Origin of the sequence: uncultured Draconibacterium sp., assembly GCF_913060805.1 — a bacterium.
Taxonomy (GTDB): Bacteria; Bacteroidota; Bacteroidia; order Bacteroidales; family Prolixibacteraceae; genus Draconibacterium.
This window is the reverse complement of record NZ_CAJXTC010000009.1, coordinates 34,647-48,018: the sequence shown is the minus strand read 5'-3', so window position 1 is coordinate 48,018 and position 13,372 is coordinate 34,647. Positions and strand designations below refer to the sequence as shown.

22 protein-coding genes are annotated in these 13,372 nt (G+C 42.0%); 1 reads left to right on the top strand and 21 read right to left on the bottom strand.

Annotated features, from left to right (window positions below; all coding sequences use genetic code 11):
• The 21 genes from QZ576_RS07230 to QZ576_RS07130 all read right to left on the bottom strand — a co-directional run bounded on the left by QZ576_RS07230 (position 1) and on the right by QZ576_RS07130 (position 12,769).
• A complete protein-coding gene (locus QZ576_RS07230; protein ID WP_297095568.1) occupies positions 1–552 on the bottom strand; it encodes an MT-A70 family methyltransferase in 552 nt (183 codons plus the stop codon).
• 3 nt (positions 553–555) lie between these two features.
• Positions 556–1,038, bottom strand: coding sequence for a hypothetical protein (locus QZ576_RS07225; RefSeq protein WP_297095565.1), 483 nt, complete (start codon positions 1,036–1,038; stop codon positions 556–558).
• A gap of 52 nt (positions 1,039–1,090) precedes the next feature.
• Complete coding sequence (locus tag QZ576_RS07220; RefSeq protein ID WP_297095563.1) at positions 1,091–1,639, bottom strand: hypothetical protein; 549 nt, start codon at positions 1,637–1,639, stop codon at positions 1,091–1,093.
• A 982-nt stretch (positions 1,640–2,621) separates the two neighbouring features.
• Positions 2,622–3,074, bottom strand: a complete 453-nt coding sequence (locus QZ576_RS07215) for a hypothetical protein (RefSeq protein ID WP_297095561.1) — start codon at positions 3,072–3,074, stop codon at positions 2,622–2,624.
• 197 nt (positions 3,075–3,271) lie between these two features.
• Positions 3,272–3,517 (bottom strand): hypothetical protein, encoded by a 246-nt coding sequence (locus QZ576_RS07210; protein WP_297095558.1) that lies wholly within the window; start codon positions 3,515–3,517, stop codon positions 3,272–3,274.
• Between the two features lie 2 nt (positions 3,518–3,519).
• Complete coding sequence (locus tag QZ576_RS07205; RefSeq protein ID WP_297095555.1) at positions 3,520–4,026, bottom strand: hypothetical protein; 507 nt, start codon at positions 4,024–4,026, stop codon at positions 3,520–3,522.
• A gap of 47 nt (positions 4,027–4,073) precedes the next feature.
• Complete coding sequence (locus QZ576_RS07200) at positions 4,074–4,307, bottom strand: hypothetical protein (RefSeq protein WP_297095553.1); 234 nt, start codon at positions 4,305–4,307, stop codon at positions 4,074–4,076.
• Between the two features lie 29 nt (positions 4,308–4,336).
• Positions 4,337–4,519: a hypothetical protein gene (locus QZ576_RS07195; protein WP_297095551.1), complete on the bottom strand. Its 183-nt coding sequence runs from the start codon at positions 4,517–4,519 to the stop codon at positions 4,337–4,339.
• 80 nt (positions 4,520–4,599) lie between these two features.
• On the bottom strand, positions 4,600–5,070 hold the full coding sequence (locus QZ576_RS07190) for a hypothetical protein (protein ID WP_297095550.1): 471 nt from the start codon (positions 5,068–5,070) through the stop codon (positions 4,600–4,602).
• A gap of 135 nt (positions 5,071–5,205) precedes the next feature.
• Positions 5,206–5,478 carry a hypothetical protein gene (locus QZ576_RS07185; protein ID WP_297095548.1) on the bottom strand — a complete coding sequence of 91 codons (273 nt, stop codon included), beginning with the start codon at positions 5,476–5,478 and terminating at the stop codon, positions 5,206–5,208.
• Complete coding sequence (locus tag QZ576_RS07180; RefSeq protein WP_297095546.1) at positions 5,475–5,768, bottom strand: hypothetical protein; 294 nt, start codon at positions 5,766–5,768, stop codon at positions 5,475–5,477. Before QZ576_RS07180 ends, QZ576_RS07185 begins: the two co-directional genes overlap by 4 nt.
• Positions 5,743–6,015 (bottom strand): hypothetical protein, encoded by a 273-nt coding sequence (locus QZ576_RS07175; RefSeq protein WP_297095544.1) that lies wholly within the window; start codon positions 6,013–6,015, stop codon positions 5,743–5,745. The genes QZ576_RS07180 and QZ576_RS07175 overlap by 26 nt, the downstream gene beginning before the upstream one ends.
• A gap of 4 nt (positions 6,016–6,019) precedes the next feature.
• Positions 6,020–6,379 carry a hypothetical protein gene (locus tag QZ576_RS07170; protein WP_297095542.1) on the bottom strand — a complete coding sequence of 120 codons (360 nt, stop codon included), beginning with the start codon at positions 6,377–6,379 and terminating at the stop codon, positions 6,020–6,022.
• A gap of 24 nt (positions 6,380–6,403) precedes the next feature.
• Complete coding sequence (locus QZ576_RS07165; RefSeq protein ID WP_297095540.1) at positions 6,404–9,289, bottom strand: DUF3854 domain-containing protein; 2,886 nt, start codon at positions 9,287–9,289, stop codon at positions 6,404–6,406.
• A gap of 24 nt (positions 9,290–9,313) precedes the next feature.
• The gene (locus QZ576_RS07160; RefSeq protein WP_297095539.1) at positions 9,314–9,742 is read right to left on the bottom strand and encodes a hypothetical protein; all 429 of its coding nucleotides are present in this window, start codon (positions 9,740–9,742) and stop codon (positions 9,314–9,316) included.
• Between the two features lie 5 nt (positions 9,743–9,747).
• Entirely contained in the window at positions 9,748–10,137 is a 390-nt protein-coding gene (locus QZ576_RS07155; RefSeq protein ID WP_297095537.1) for a hypothetical protein, read from the bottom strand.
• Positions 10,138–10,139: 2 nt separating this feature from the next.
• Entirely contained in the window at positions 10,140–10,694 is a 555-nt protein-coding gene (locus tag QZ576_RS07150) for an HD domain-containing protein (RefSeq protein WP_297095535.1), read from the bottom strand.
• 20 nt (positions 10,695–10,714) lie between these two features.
• Positions 10,715–11,086, bottom strand: coding sequence for a hypothetical protein (locus QZ576_RS07145; protein ID WP_297095532.1), 372 nt, complete (start codon positions 11,084–11,086; stop codon positions 10,715–10,717).
• A 2-nt stretch (positions 11,087–11,088) separates the two neighbouring features.
• Positions 11,089–11,334 (bottom strand): hypothetical protein, encoded by a 246-nt coding sequence (locus QZ576_RS07140; RefSeq protein WP_297095530.1) that lies wholly within the window; start codon positions 11,332–11,334, stop codon positions 11,089–11,091.
• A 622-nt stretch (positions 11,335–11,956) separates the two neighbouring features.
• Positions 11,957–12,526: a hypothetical protein gene (locus QZ576_RS07135; protein ID WP_297095528.1), complete on the bottom strand. Its 570-nt coding sequence runs from the start codon at positions 12,524–12,526 to the stop codon at positions 11,957–11,959.
• Positions 12,527–12,586: 60 nt separating this feature from the next.
• Positions 12,587–12,769, bottom strand: a complete 183-nt coding sequence (locus tag QZ576_RS07130) for a hypothetical protein (protein WP_297095526.1) — start codon at positions 12,767–12,769, stop codon at positions 12,587–12,589.
• Between the two features lie 105 nt (positions 12,770–12,874).
• On the opposite strand from QZ576_RS07130, the gene QZ576_RS07125 reads away from it, so the two are divergent.
• On the top strand, positions 12,875–13,249 hold the full coding sequence (locus tag QZ576_RS07125; protein WP_297095524.1) for a hypothetical protein: 375 nt from the start codon (positions 12,875–12,877) through the stop codon (positions 13,247–13,249).
• Positions 13,250–13,372: the final 123 nt, after the last annotated feature.

The following is a 13,372-nucleotide window of genomic DNA, read 5'->3' as shown; positions in this document are numbered from 1 at the left end:
TTACAGTAGGCAGATATCGCTTTCTACTTCATTTCCCCAGGCGTGCCAGTTTTCGCGTTTATTACGGGCAAACAGCTCTAGTTTTGAATATCCATCAGACACTTGCTCAATGAGTTCGTAAAACTTATCCGGTTTTTTTGAATGACACGGATAGCCATTTACATAAGGTCTTTTGGCTTCGATTACACTTTCCGGAATTATACCTGTAGCTTTTAAATTTCCTTTCCGGCAGAATAATAAATATTCGGAAGTAATACGAACGGTACCACCAAGTCCGCCGCCCATTCGTTTCTTTTTCCATGTTATGCAGGTAGAATAATTAAACCCCCATTGCTCAATAACCCTATTGGCCTGAAGTAGGTATTTATTGGTGGTCCACATGAAAAGAAAAGCATCGCTGGCAGCGATATCTACCACAGGAAGATTGGCAATTTCTTCAACACTCATTGTTGGATAGGGTAAATTAAGCGATCCGTTTTTATCGCTTCTCCACTTTTTGCCGCCTTTCTGATCCCATGGCGGATCGGCATATATTACCTGGTATTTCCCCATTTACTATTCTTCTTCGGCGAGTTTAATTTGTAGTGGCGGGGTAAGCGATTGGCCGCTGAAGGTGATTACCACACCCGAAAAATCTTGTATGCCCGGAGCGGCAGGTTGGTTAAACAGCTGTTTTAATGGATGCTCTTTGGTACCCATTATAATGGTACGGCCCCGGTTGTTGTTGTAGCGCAGAATTACTTTTTCGCGCAGGGCATTTAGCTCGTTTATTACATCGGGGTTGTTTTCGTGCACCCGGCACTGCAGCTTATTGGCGAAATAAGGTCCGGCATCGGAATCCTTTTTTTCAAAATCGGGCGAAATGGTTCCGGCTACCGCATCAATATCCTGCCAGCCATCGCCGGTAACTACAATTGACGATGCGTCGACCTCGATTTTTGTAGTTATATATGGAAACCAGGCGATATTTGAAACTTTGCAATACTGGAGACTATTAAACCCTCCTATTGCTGATTCTGAGACTTGTTTTTTTATCATTTCTTACGGTGTATTACAGTTTCTTACTATTCTTACAGCTACTTAACATTTATTACATACCGGACAAACGAGAGTTCTTTCGGATAATCTTTTTACGGTGTTTTTTTACATATCCGCGATTTTTCCATCGCTGAAATTCTTTTGCCAGCCGTTCGTAATTGGTAGTGGTTATCGGGATGTTGTACATGATCATAAAATGTTCGATGGCATCTTTCTGCAGCCAGCGCATTTTTTTCGAGTTTACCTTCTTTTTTACTTCTTCGTGAAACTGGAACTGAAACATTTCGGCTACCCTTGAGGCGAAGAATTTAAGGCCATGCCGGTTTAGGTACCAATTGTCGGCATTAAACTGCCAGGAGCGGAGTTTAATTTCTACTTTAAAATCTGATTCGCCAGGTTCCGATTCTTCAATTTCTGCAAGCATTTCGGCAGGCACCTCTTTTATCAGCGACGAAATACAGTATTCCAGGTCGTCGCCTTCGGGAAATTCCATAAACGGCTTTTTGCAGTGGTAAAAGCTTCGCAGAAAGTTTTGATAAAACGGATCGAGCTGAACAACAATAACAGCGGTTTTGGTTTTGGTGATTGTTTTTGTCGTCATAAGCAAAGTGTGTTTAAGGTTCGACAAAAATCAGCAGGGGAAATAAAATACAATCTCATAATAGGCTTGTTACACAAACCCGGAAAAGCAATCAGTAACAAATATAATACATCTTTTATGTTTGGCGAAAAGAAAAACCTACGACCTGTAAAAAAGTTACCTACATTACCTACATTACTAGTAACCAACTGATACAATGATTGTTAAGTGTAGGTTTTTACTACCTACAAACGGCAAATGTAGGTAGCTTTTTTTACCTACACCAAAAACAGCCTACAAAACCACTGTTTTTACCTACAAAATATGGGTTTTTACCTACACCAACCTACAGTAACAAAATGATATTGGTTTTATAAACTATTAATTTATAAGTATTTATATTATTCTAATTACAATTTGTAGGTAATGTAGGTAGCTTTTTTGTGTGTACCCGATCAGTATTTATACAAACCAAAACATAAAATATGTTAACGTTCTGACAGACAGAAGAATAAACAATTTCAAAAGTAGTATTTTCCTACAAATGACCTAAGTTTTTAGTTATAAATGTGTAGTTTTTACAGTGCTGCTGTGACGCTGTGTGGTGAATATGAGCCGGGGATGGTCCTAAAATTCTCGTTTAGGGGGTCCGGGGGATTTTGTAAAAAAGGTAAGTTGTTTTTATTTCGTTTTTCTATATATCTATAGCTGTTTTCCTACATAATTATGCTGTACCCCTTTGTCTCGTGCCTCGACATTTCCCCTTATTAAGGGGAATAGATATGGTATTCTCCGTCAGTTGACGGATCATAGCGTTTACCTACCCTCTCCCGACACGTCGGGATCTCCCTTCCGGGAAGGGAGAACAAAGTGGTATTCGCTTCGCTCATAGAGTTAACGCCTGGCGGCGGTTTGCCCGGTGGTTGAAACAAACGCTAACAGTCAGCAAATAAAAAAGCCCGACTTAAAAGTCAGGCTTCATTACTTGCTTTGGTGTTAGCGTTCATTTCTGTGGAAGGATCTCCGTTTCGTAATCGTACACCCAGTAATATTGTCCGTCGGGTTTAACCAGGAACATGGTGTTGTTGTTACTTGGGCACTCGGTTCGCATTCCGAGCAAGTTAAGCTCGCCAAAAGTTTTGTGCTTTGCTTTTACGGGGAAAACGTTTTTGAGCATTTCCTGATCGACAGGTATAAGCTTTCTGAGCGTATTTTTGTTTTCTTGGGTCAGCTCTTCCCATTTTACATTGTACAGCGCATTGCTGAGCTCGATATTCAGGTCTTCCAGTCTTTCGTCTTCTTCCACTTCCGCTGCTTCTTCTTCGTGGCAGTTAGGACAAATTACCGTGTTTTTGTGCCATTTATTTGACGGGTACCCATCGTTTAAGTCGAATATAGCATCGCAATGTATGCATGGCGTTGGCATATCCATTTCTACGTAAGCAAATTGATTCATAATGTGTATGTTTTAATTGTTAAGTTCAGTTTTTTCTTTCTCCTTATTCTTGTCCGGTTTTCTGCGCTTGAATATCGATTCGAATATTCCTTCGAACATAGAAGTTATACAGATAACGGTGATAATAAAAATTATACCGTACCAGAACAGCCGGTTGCCATTCTGTTGGTTTAAAAATTCAAATAGTTCTTTCATAATTAAGCTCCTTTATAATTTGGTTTAACTGCCGGTTCTCTCAATCCTTCCTGTACAAGCAAATCATTGGCTTCGTTGTACATTTCTTCCAGCTGAAGTTTCTGTAAGGTTTTTTGTTTTATCTGCTCCCTTAGCTCTGTAATAAGGCTAAGAGCCTGCTCAACATCTTTCCGATCAACAATACAATGCTGATTATCCATCAATACTTCTTTTTCGTATTTCGGATGGGTGTGCAATAGTTCTTTCATAATTAATCAGGGAAACAGTTGTCTTCAATTGTCCAGCTATCTAAATCGCCATGTTTTATTGCAAACTCGTAACAATCGACATGGTATTTTGTAATAGCGGCTTCCAGTTGCTCGCGGGTTTCGAATTGCTTTTCTTTATGGAATGTGCCCAAGCTCATTATCAGGTTTTCGCGGTCGACCTGGCAATGCTCTGTTATTTGAGCCGGATTAACAAGCGCATAAAGTGCCTGTACGTGTTGTTGGTTTGCTACAACCATATTGGCGCTATCGATCTCCACGATATCAGATCCAACATTGGCGGTTACGGCAATGGCCGGCTCGGCGAATTGGGCTGTTTGAATAATTGACGGAACGGCAGTTAATGATTCATCGTTACCAAGGTTTAATTGCTGAAGCAGGTTTTGCATAAATTCGGGGGTGCGCCCCTCGTTAAACCAGTTTGTATCTTCCTGGTTCTCGGGAAATGCGAAGTTGCTTCGCATAACTAATTCTCTGATTGTAATTTCCATTGTGTTTTATTTAATTGGTTTTGGAAAATTCTCCTTGTTGAAACAAATCAGTTAAGATTATTTTCAAACCAAGTGGCGTAGTGTACTTCTTTGAATTTGCTAACATCATTAACCTTTTCAAATTCTGAATATGGTTTGGTTAAACAGCCGCCTTTAGTTTTAACAGTCATTGACTTAGGCCACAATTCCATTACTTGCATTGCTTTGTTTGTTGCCTTTCCTGAGTAACCACTTTTTAACTTAAAGAAGTCACCCTCTTTTATTTTATTTTTGTCAATCATAGTTTTAATTTTAGTTCGACAAGTTTAATTTAAAAGCATTTCGGACACATTGTGCCGATAAGGTGTTCTGTTCCACAAGTTGTACACTTTTGATATGTGTCTTGCTTGCTGAGTTCTTCCATGAGTTTTTTATCAAACTCATCTCGTTCTTTTGTGCCTTTCGGTATATCCCGATCAATGGCATCTTGCAGTGAAATTCCTTTTTCTTTCATAGTTCCCTATTGTTTCCTTGATTAAACAGGCTTTGCATATTTGTAGCCGTACAAGGTATTATTGGCGAGTTGCGTTTGTGTCATTTTATATCCTCCATTTTGGTGTCAGAATCCCATGTTTCGTTGCAATCCGGACATACCCAGAAAGTATACCGATTGTGGCGCTTAACATTGTTATGCTTACAACCGTTATTTCTGGCCTCGTGGAACTTTTTATATCGATAAAAATCAGGTAGTAATTCGTGTTCGAAAGGTTCATCGACATGAATGGTGGCAAAAGGCAATGCCGAAACAATTGCAGCTTTCATCGTTTTATGGTGCCCACTTATTCCTGAATCGCCAAGTACTTCACGGAATATGTACCCGCATGGCTCCTTTACCAAACGCCATTCAGAGGTGTAACTTCCATTTGTTTTTCTCAAATAATCGATTGTATTACAATGCCAGTTATTATTCGGTTTCCTTCCCCTGGCTTTTATCCGGGTGTGGGAAACTCCAAACAGCTCGGAATACCCGACTATTACTCTTTTTGTTCTTAATTTGACTTGCATATTTATTTGTTTTAGTAATTATTACTGATTGCTGTGTTAACATTTTTGTTTCCGGAAGCGGAGCTGGCCAGCTGGAAGTGTTAACGATTTTACAGCTGCAGGATCTTCGATCGCTCCGGATCCGTTCCCGGAGTGTTAACTATCGAGGTCTAAAAATTTGATTAATGCTTGTTTTAAGTTTTTCGCCCGAGCGTCCTGATTGGCCAGTTTCATCTGCAGTTCGTGAATCTCATCTTTGAGCTCCCTGTTTTTAACAAAGATTTTGTCCAGCTTCTTCCGATCTTCGAGCCACCTGGCCAAAGCTTCTTTTATTGCTGTTGTTGCAACCTGGTTGCCGGTTAAATTCATAATCTGTTCGAAGAGCTCCCGGTCGGCCTCGTTTATATCGCGAAATAGTATAGCTTTCATTGTTCTTTTTTGTTGTTAAACCAATTATCAAAAGCCTCGCGGCCATGGTCTTTCCAGTCTTTCCACACCTGGCGCAAATACCTTCCGGGATAAGTAACCGGCTGATCGGGATGAAAGAAGTATTCGCGGCCGTTACAGCTGGCCACAATCTGTTTATCTTTTACTCCGAGCTCGTGATCGAGCTCAACCGTGTATCGTGCCTGCCCTTTTGGTAGTACGAACCGAACACAGGTGTCGACTTCCAAATTATCGGCTATAAGTACTTTAAGCGGAATGGTGTATTGCTTCATTTTCGGGTGAGTTTTGCAGTGATGTAAAAACCATAGGAATATGCGTCATATAAAACTGGGTATAATCGGCATTAAAGCTGAGTCCGCCCTGCCAGGGCATTTGGTCCATCCATGCCTTTATGCAGGCAATAAATTTGGTTTCATTCTCCTTTTCACAGATTTCAGAAATCAAATACCGGTCGCCGGGCTTCATGTTGTTCAGGAATGCCCAAACCTTGTTTTTATATGCCTCGAATGGAAGTGCCATGGTGTTAGGTGCTGGATTCTTGATGCTTGATACTGGATGCTGGATTCAGGATGTCTGATGCCGGATGATCATGCATCAGAATAAAATCGCGGATATCGGTTATACTAATCTGAAAATTATCCTCGATTCCCATTAACTGACCGCCGTGCATTTTCCGATGATCGATATAATGAAATTTCATGTCCGAACAGCGTGGGTACTGTTCATTAATGATCGTGGTAATTTCTTTCAGGCTCTCTTTAATTTCCTGAAGTTTACCTTCATCCACAACACAGCATGAGTAATCTTTAACAACTTGCTGCATTGCTTCATTTGCTCTGTTTTTTGGCTGCCATAGCCGAATGTCTAAATAGTAATGTTTCATATTTATTTGTTTTTAAGTGGTAAATCAAAATACTTTATCATCGCCTTTGGTGTCCATATCGGCTTCGCGGAGTTTATCTTCATCCGATAGCGGCTCCGGATCTCCTTTTAAATCGATACCCAAAGCATCGTATTTAAAAAACAGTGCCGGCAGCGGAGTTGTACCGTTAAATCGTATCTGCTTTTTGCGGCCCTTTTTGTCGGTCATATCAATGTGGTAATTCTCGTTACTGAGGTAGTTCTCGAGGGTTGATTTGTCGAGGATCTTCTCGTAACCCAATTTCCGGGCTTCTAAACTGTACAGGTGGTGGAAACGGTTAACGCGAATGGCCAGTGTATCGTCGATAAATTTAAAGTCGCCATTCTTTTCGGTGAGCTCTTTGCGGCCATACAGTATTTCAATAATATCCCAAAATTTGGCGATATCGGTATTGGCTGCCAGATATCCGCTTTGGCGGTCGATGTTGTCGTAAAACACCGCCAGCAATTCGTTGTACGAAATGTCGAGCTCTATTTTTTGTTTATCGAGCAGGATCTTCACCGGTGTAACCATCCAGGCGGCATTTTTTAGCATGCGGTCGTCGATTGCCCGGGTTTTATAGTGGCTGTAAAAATCGGCAAATACCTGGTCGTAGGTATCGTCGAAATTATCTTCAATCAGTTGCCGGTGGCAAAGCAGCTCAACTGTAACGCTGGTAAGGCCCTGCTCTTCCATATCGCGCAATTTGCGGAACTCTGAGCGCTCTTCGGGCGAGAACTTATCTTTATTAAACAGCAACAGAATGGAACGCGAAAACAGGGCCGAGTTATCGGTTGGTATCTCTTCGCCCGACACCAATGCGGCCGACAGTATTGGTGTACTCTCGGTGCGGTTATCGTTACTAAACGACTTACGGCCATAACCGTGCCGGTCGTAAATGTTTTTCAGCGTTTCTTTGGTGTCTTTACTTACTTTGGTGTTCGAATATTCATCGAGATGCACCAGTCCGTTGCGCACCTGGGCAAAGCGGGTAATAAAATATTTAATAGTGCTTTTTCCGGCCAATCCAATGGCATCGCTTTTTTCGCCAAACAAGTGCAACAGGCTTTCGCAAATGGTACTTTTTCCGGTTTTTGGCCGGCCTGCAGCCCAAAGTAATGGAAAGCCCAAACCCGATTTATGGTGGAAGACGATATCGGAAAACAGCGACGATATAAAATAGGTAGCTGCTATGTGTCCGTTGCGGCCATAACAAGTGGTAAACTGCTTTTTCCAGCGCGAAAAGTTAACGGCTTTACTGCCGGGTAAGTGGCTGAATTTTTTAATGTCTTTGTAGGTCTCGGTATTCCGGGCATTAAACTTACTCCAGGCGGGGAAATAATACGATTTTTCGTTCAGGCTAACAATGCCGTGTTCATCTACCGGGTGAAATCCCTGGCTTGTTACCACGCCATTGCTGAATGCGTAAAAACCATCGAGCGGGCTCCATCCTAAAGTCGGAAGCAGAATGGCCGGTTTTTCGTGGCGGAAAAGAACGGTCATAAGATCGAGCAGGTTTTCTTTGCTGCCTTTCCAAATAAAGTTTCCGAAGTCGATCAGTCGCGCCTGGAAGTCGGATAGCGACACAAATGTTTTTGAAGTTACCTCGATTACCCGGGTAACGTTTTCGTAGTTTTTAATTTGCACAATACGTTTCGGATCCTTCTCGCTATCGATCTGAAACAGCACCATCATGGTAAAATTGGCTACCTCTTTTGCTTTGTGGTTGCTGTCGTAGGTGTACAGACGTCCGTTAATTTCTTCCAGGTTAATATGGCGGGCGCTATCGTCTTCGGCCTGCGAAATGGTGCTGTCGGCATTTATTTTATAGGTGTACTTGTAGAACCTGAATTTTTTGTCGGGCTTTTGGTGCAGCTGCTGCCGGTAATAATCGTAAAACGACTGTACGTTTTCGATGTGGAATACCTCTTTAATTTTATAATCCGAGAGGGCACTTAGTTTATAAATGCCGAAATACTTACCTGGTTTATTTTCGCGGACAGCACGTTCCAGGTCGCGGCCAATTTCGTGCTGTTTGTCGTAGTTTTTGAATTTACAAACCGGCTTAATTTTCTTTTTCGGCTTTGGTAGCGGGCTGCTAATTGCCGATACCGAGCGGTATTCGAGTAGAAGATCGTCGACACCGTGTTTTTTATCGGGCTGAATATGTGGATGCGCCAGGTATACATCGGCAAAGGGCTCGAACAATGTTTTGGCCATTAACGATGCGCGGTAGAATACGTTTGGCCGGGTGGTTTCGGGTTTGTCTTTACTTTTCCCCAGGTCGAACAGGTCGGAATCGAGAACAACAACCACCTTTAGCACGTTGCAGCCTTTTAGTATTTCTTTTAGCTCTTTACGCAAACGTACCACATCTTCCTGTTCGCCTGGTTTTTCGGGTTCTTTAAAGCCGGTAAGTCCGTTCATACCAACGGCAGGTAAACCGGTGTTTAACCACAGCGACAGGGCTTTTTTAAACCCCTCGATAACGTACAGAATAGGAATGGTTTCTTTTGCGCGGAAGGCATCAGCCACCGGTGGCGTGCATAAAATACGTGTTCCGCCACCTTTAACCGGTGTGTATTTTGCCGGACCGGTAGTGGTTTGTTTTGGCACCATCCATCGGGTAAGGTACCAGTCGCGAATTTTTATGTGAGGTGCCTGGCCATAGGTGTATGTTTCAATGTCGCCGGTTAGGATATCGGGCACGTAAAAACGAACGTTGCCATCGGCATCGGGAGTCATGTAGGCTCCGGTTCCGGCCTGACCATCGCGCCGGTACGAGAATTCGTTTTGTTCGAGCGGAAGCCCAACCTCCAGTATTTGTTTTAAAAAGAAGGCGTACTTTTTATTTTTAAGGTACTTATCGTATAACGTTTTTGGATCTGACACGTGAAGCTAGGATTTGTATGGTTATTAATTATTGAAAATAGATTTGGAGCTGCTCGGCACCGGGGGGGGTATTTTACCACTGTTTAGACCGTTAGCATACCTAATGCGCCCTTTGTTTGGAGAAATGCGGTAAACGGCTTCTGAGCAACGTACCGAGCGGCCATTGTCGAGTTTTAGAACATAGTAGCGCTGGCCATCGTTGGTAATAACCCGATAGGTAATTATGGGTTTTGCCCCTTCAATTTGTTCGGCAACCAGTGGCTCGCGCTCTTTTAACCCCGAAAGGAAACTGCGTTCAACCCGTTGCTGAAATAATGCTGCAGAAAGATTTTCGCGCTCCGTGTCGGTAAGTCGCTTGTCAAATTCATCCTCCAGGTAATCGGTAATATTTTCAATCTCGAAGAATTTTCGCGGGATGAGTTTTAGATAACGGCCTTTGTAATGCAGTTCCATAAGTTCTAAAATTGATTACGACAATTGATTACAGTGAATTTTTTCTGATCAACATCCTTTAACTGAATGGCTTGTTGAGTAAGGTAGACGACAGTATATTTTGGCCCTCCTACAATATGGGGCTCAGTACCTTTCCACCCCTGGTAGCGAGAAGGGGTAAACATGAAAGAATCGTTTAAACAGAATATATCATCATAATCTTTGCATTCATCCACAATAATCAGATCGTAGAACACATCTAGATTTCTCAATGCTGCCAAATCATCTACCTTTTTGTTGGCAACATGGCTATAGGTATTTAAAACTCGCTCTTTAGGATGGGTAGAAGCTATTGCCGAAGCAATCCAGTTTTTACCACTGGCCATAGGCCCTGAAATGATAATTGATTTATTCATAACTAATTAGATTTATTTACTCCAAGTAGATGTTCGTAATTCATTTTGGCTTCATTCAGGTTTACCATAAAACTGCGATAAGCCTGGTGCGATCCCTGGTAAGGAAAATGATTAGCGCCTTTGTAGAACTGATCGTATTCCATTTGCTGAATTTTTAAGTCGAAAGGTTTCACCTGGGCAATGAGATCCGGATCGAGTCCGAAGGCCATAAAGATTACTTCTTCTATGCGTCGCTCGATTTGTTTAAACCCGGGCCACAATACCTTTAGTGGTGCAATAATATCGCCTGTGTAAGCTTCGGCAGCATCGTGCAACAGGGCAGCCAACGACAGTCCGGGACGATTGAATGTTTTTTTAACATGGTAATAAACCAGTACACTGTGCTGGGCCACAGAGAAGAACTTTGGCGACTGGCCATTAAAATGCGGATTGTTTGAAAGTCCGGTAATTATATCGTGCTCGTTTACCATTTCAATGGTAGGATTGAGTAGATTAAACTGTATTCCGGAAACGGTTGTCATACAGCCATTCAATTTTTTAGGATCAATTTCTTTCATTATTGTTTGGTTTTATAGAATTATGCGTACGGAGATTCGGTGTGAAGGCGATAAACTGCTGTAGAAAATTTTTCTGTGAATGTAGCCTCGTCGATTTCTACCCTATTTCGGTATTTGGCTATGGAATTAACTTCTTTATCTCCGGTCCACATTTTTACCTCCAGCTCGCTTACTTTATTTACTACTATATGTACCGTTTTCTTATCGTAGTCGACAGCGAGGTAGCTTGTGCCTATTTTGAAGAATCGCTTTTTCATGATCAGAATTTTTTTATAGTGCAGGTAAATAATTGGGTTCGATTTGCGGAGTTGTTTTTTGGCGCGTCGATGCCTGGCAAAGCGCACCGCCAGTCCAATGGTAAACAGGATGGCCAGTGGTATTATTCCGGCCATGGCTATTCAAGTTCAACTTCAAGTGAAAGCAGGTCGGTATATGACATCACCTCTGAAGGGTTTTTAGCCAGCATAATAATGGCTACCGGAACAGCTTCGGGTTTGCCGGTATTGTTTTGCATTTCGGCTATGATCTTCACCCGGTCGGGTGAGTATTCGCGTAAGTAACTTATAATTGCTCGTTGAAAATTGGCCTCGGGTATTTCAACCTCTTTGCCTTTACTATCGGTGGTAATTACTTTATTCATAATTGGTTGTCTTAATTTCGTTTGCGAACAAAACCCCCGGCACAATGACCAGGGGAATTAATGATTGCTTTTCCAGATTTTGATTAATATTTACGTTTCAATTTCTAGCTAAAATTTTGTTTTGGAAAGGACTGACCCCCTCTGCCCATGGAGTGGGAACCAAAGCGGACTTTCTAACCCCCTTTGCCGGCTTTCGCACTTTCCTTACCCTGGCATTTCCCCCTGAAGGGGGAAACAAAGCGGACTTTTTTTATTAAAAGCTGGCCGGAGCGGGAAATTGTTTTGTATCGTCTCGTTAATAAAAAATGCTCCGGCCGCTTTTGTCCCTCTTCTCACACTGTCTGTATCCCTGCAGACATGATATTTTTTTTGCAAACCCGGGAGCCGGTATTGTGGCCGGGATTCTCCCGGGATGTTGCACTCTAGGTTTTTCACAGAACGTTGTTTGACCCCCTCCGTCCGTCAACTGCCGGACACCTCCCCCTGAATGGTGAGGGAACAGCCATTATAAAAAAGGCGGGAGGCTGGCCTTTTTTTTTGACTCGACTTTCAACCTTTAAACTAAAATCAACTTAAACCATCGTTTCAATTTTGCCTCCCTTTTTTTCTACGTTGGGGAACGCTAAATTCCTATCTCTGTAGCTCGTGCCATAAGGCTGGCCATGTTGGGTGCACCTAGCTTTTCTTTTACCCTTTCTACCCTACTCTTCATACCTGCAGTACTCAGGTATATATCTTCGGCAGTAGCTGCTATGCTCTTCCCTTGTTTTAGTGCGTTGATGGTTTTTACATCATCCGATTTTAAACCGCTGGCCACACCACATAATTTGCCACGATGCGGACAATCGTAATCGTGACACATATTGTTATAAGCATCGGGAGTGAAGCGACCTTTAAGAATGTCGGGAACTTCATCGAGCCCACCTACTACACATTTGTACCAGGTATCGAACTCGCCACTAATGCCGGTAATTCCCATTTTGTTGTTGATGTAAGCAAGGCTGCGTTTGTCATTCCGGCAAGCATCGGCGATTAATCGTTGCGTTTGGCCGCTTGTTTCGTGGAATTTCAGGAATTGGTTACCATTCATTCGAACCCATTTTTCGTTGTTAAACCAAAACGGATCAATGCCATCGATAATACCAAATGGTACTAAGGCGATCCGGTTTCTTTTCACTAACTTTGTTTCCATATTTATTTGTTTAGAAGCCCGGGGAGGTGGTGGTACACCGTTGATCCGGGCTTTTATTTTTTACAGACTTTCTCTATCTAATTTTTCGATAATAGCCAACTTGACAAATTTTGCCGGCTTTATTCCTGCCTTATCCGATGCTTCTTCAATTTTAATCTTCATCGCAGAAGGAATTCGAAGCCCAATCCTTTTATCATCCTTTAAAGCCAGAAAATTCATACTATTTACTGTTGTTGATTTCATCTATAATATCTACTTTGTTAGTACAATTGTACAACATTCTGCGAATAATCGCAATATTTTGCGACAACTATTTCGGAATATAATGCTTATTTAGAATCATTCTTAATGCTTAATTACGACAAAATCCATTCGTGTATCAATAAGGATCGAACCCCGAAAACCTTGATAGCAAAGCATCTTGAAATCAGCGAAAGCACACTGAGAGACCGGCTTAAAAAAGAAAATTTAACACCCAATGACTTGTGGAATTTTGCGCGATTTTTTAATAAGCCAATGGAGTACTTTTTTAACGATGAAGACTCGCATGATTCTGCGAACGAACCAGAACTACTGTTTAAAACGAGTAGTAATGTGACTCTTTATAATTGCCCCGATTGTATTGAAAAAGAAAAAACAATAAGCGACTTACGCCAAACTATTGCCTTGCAAAATGAGCTACTGGAAAATTACCGCCCCAAAAAAGAGAAAGGCTTAGGGTAGCGTGGAAAAATCCATTTCCGGCGGTTGAGAAGGAGATGAACCCGTTTAAAAAAGTTAATAATCCTTTTAAGAGATAAGCAGTTAAGGACGAAGGTTCGACTCCCAACGGGATGAGATACACAA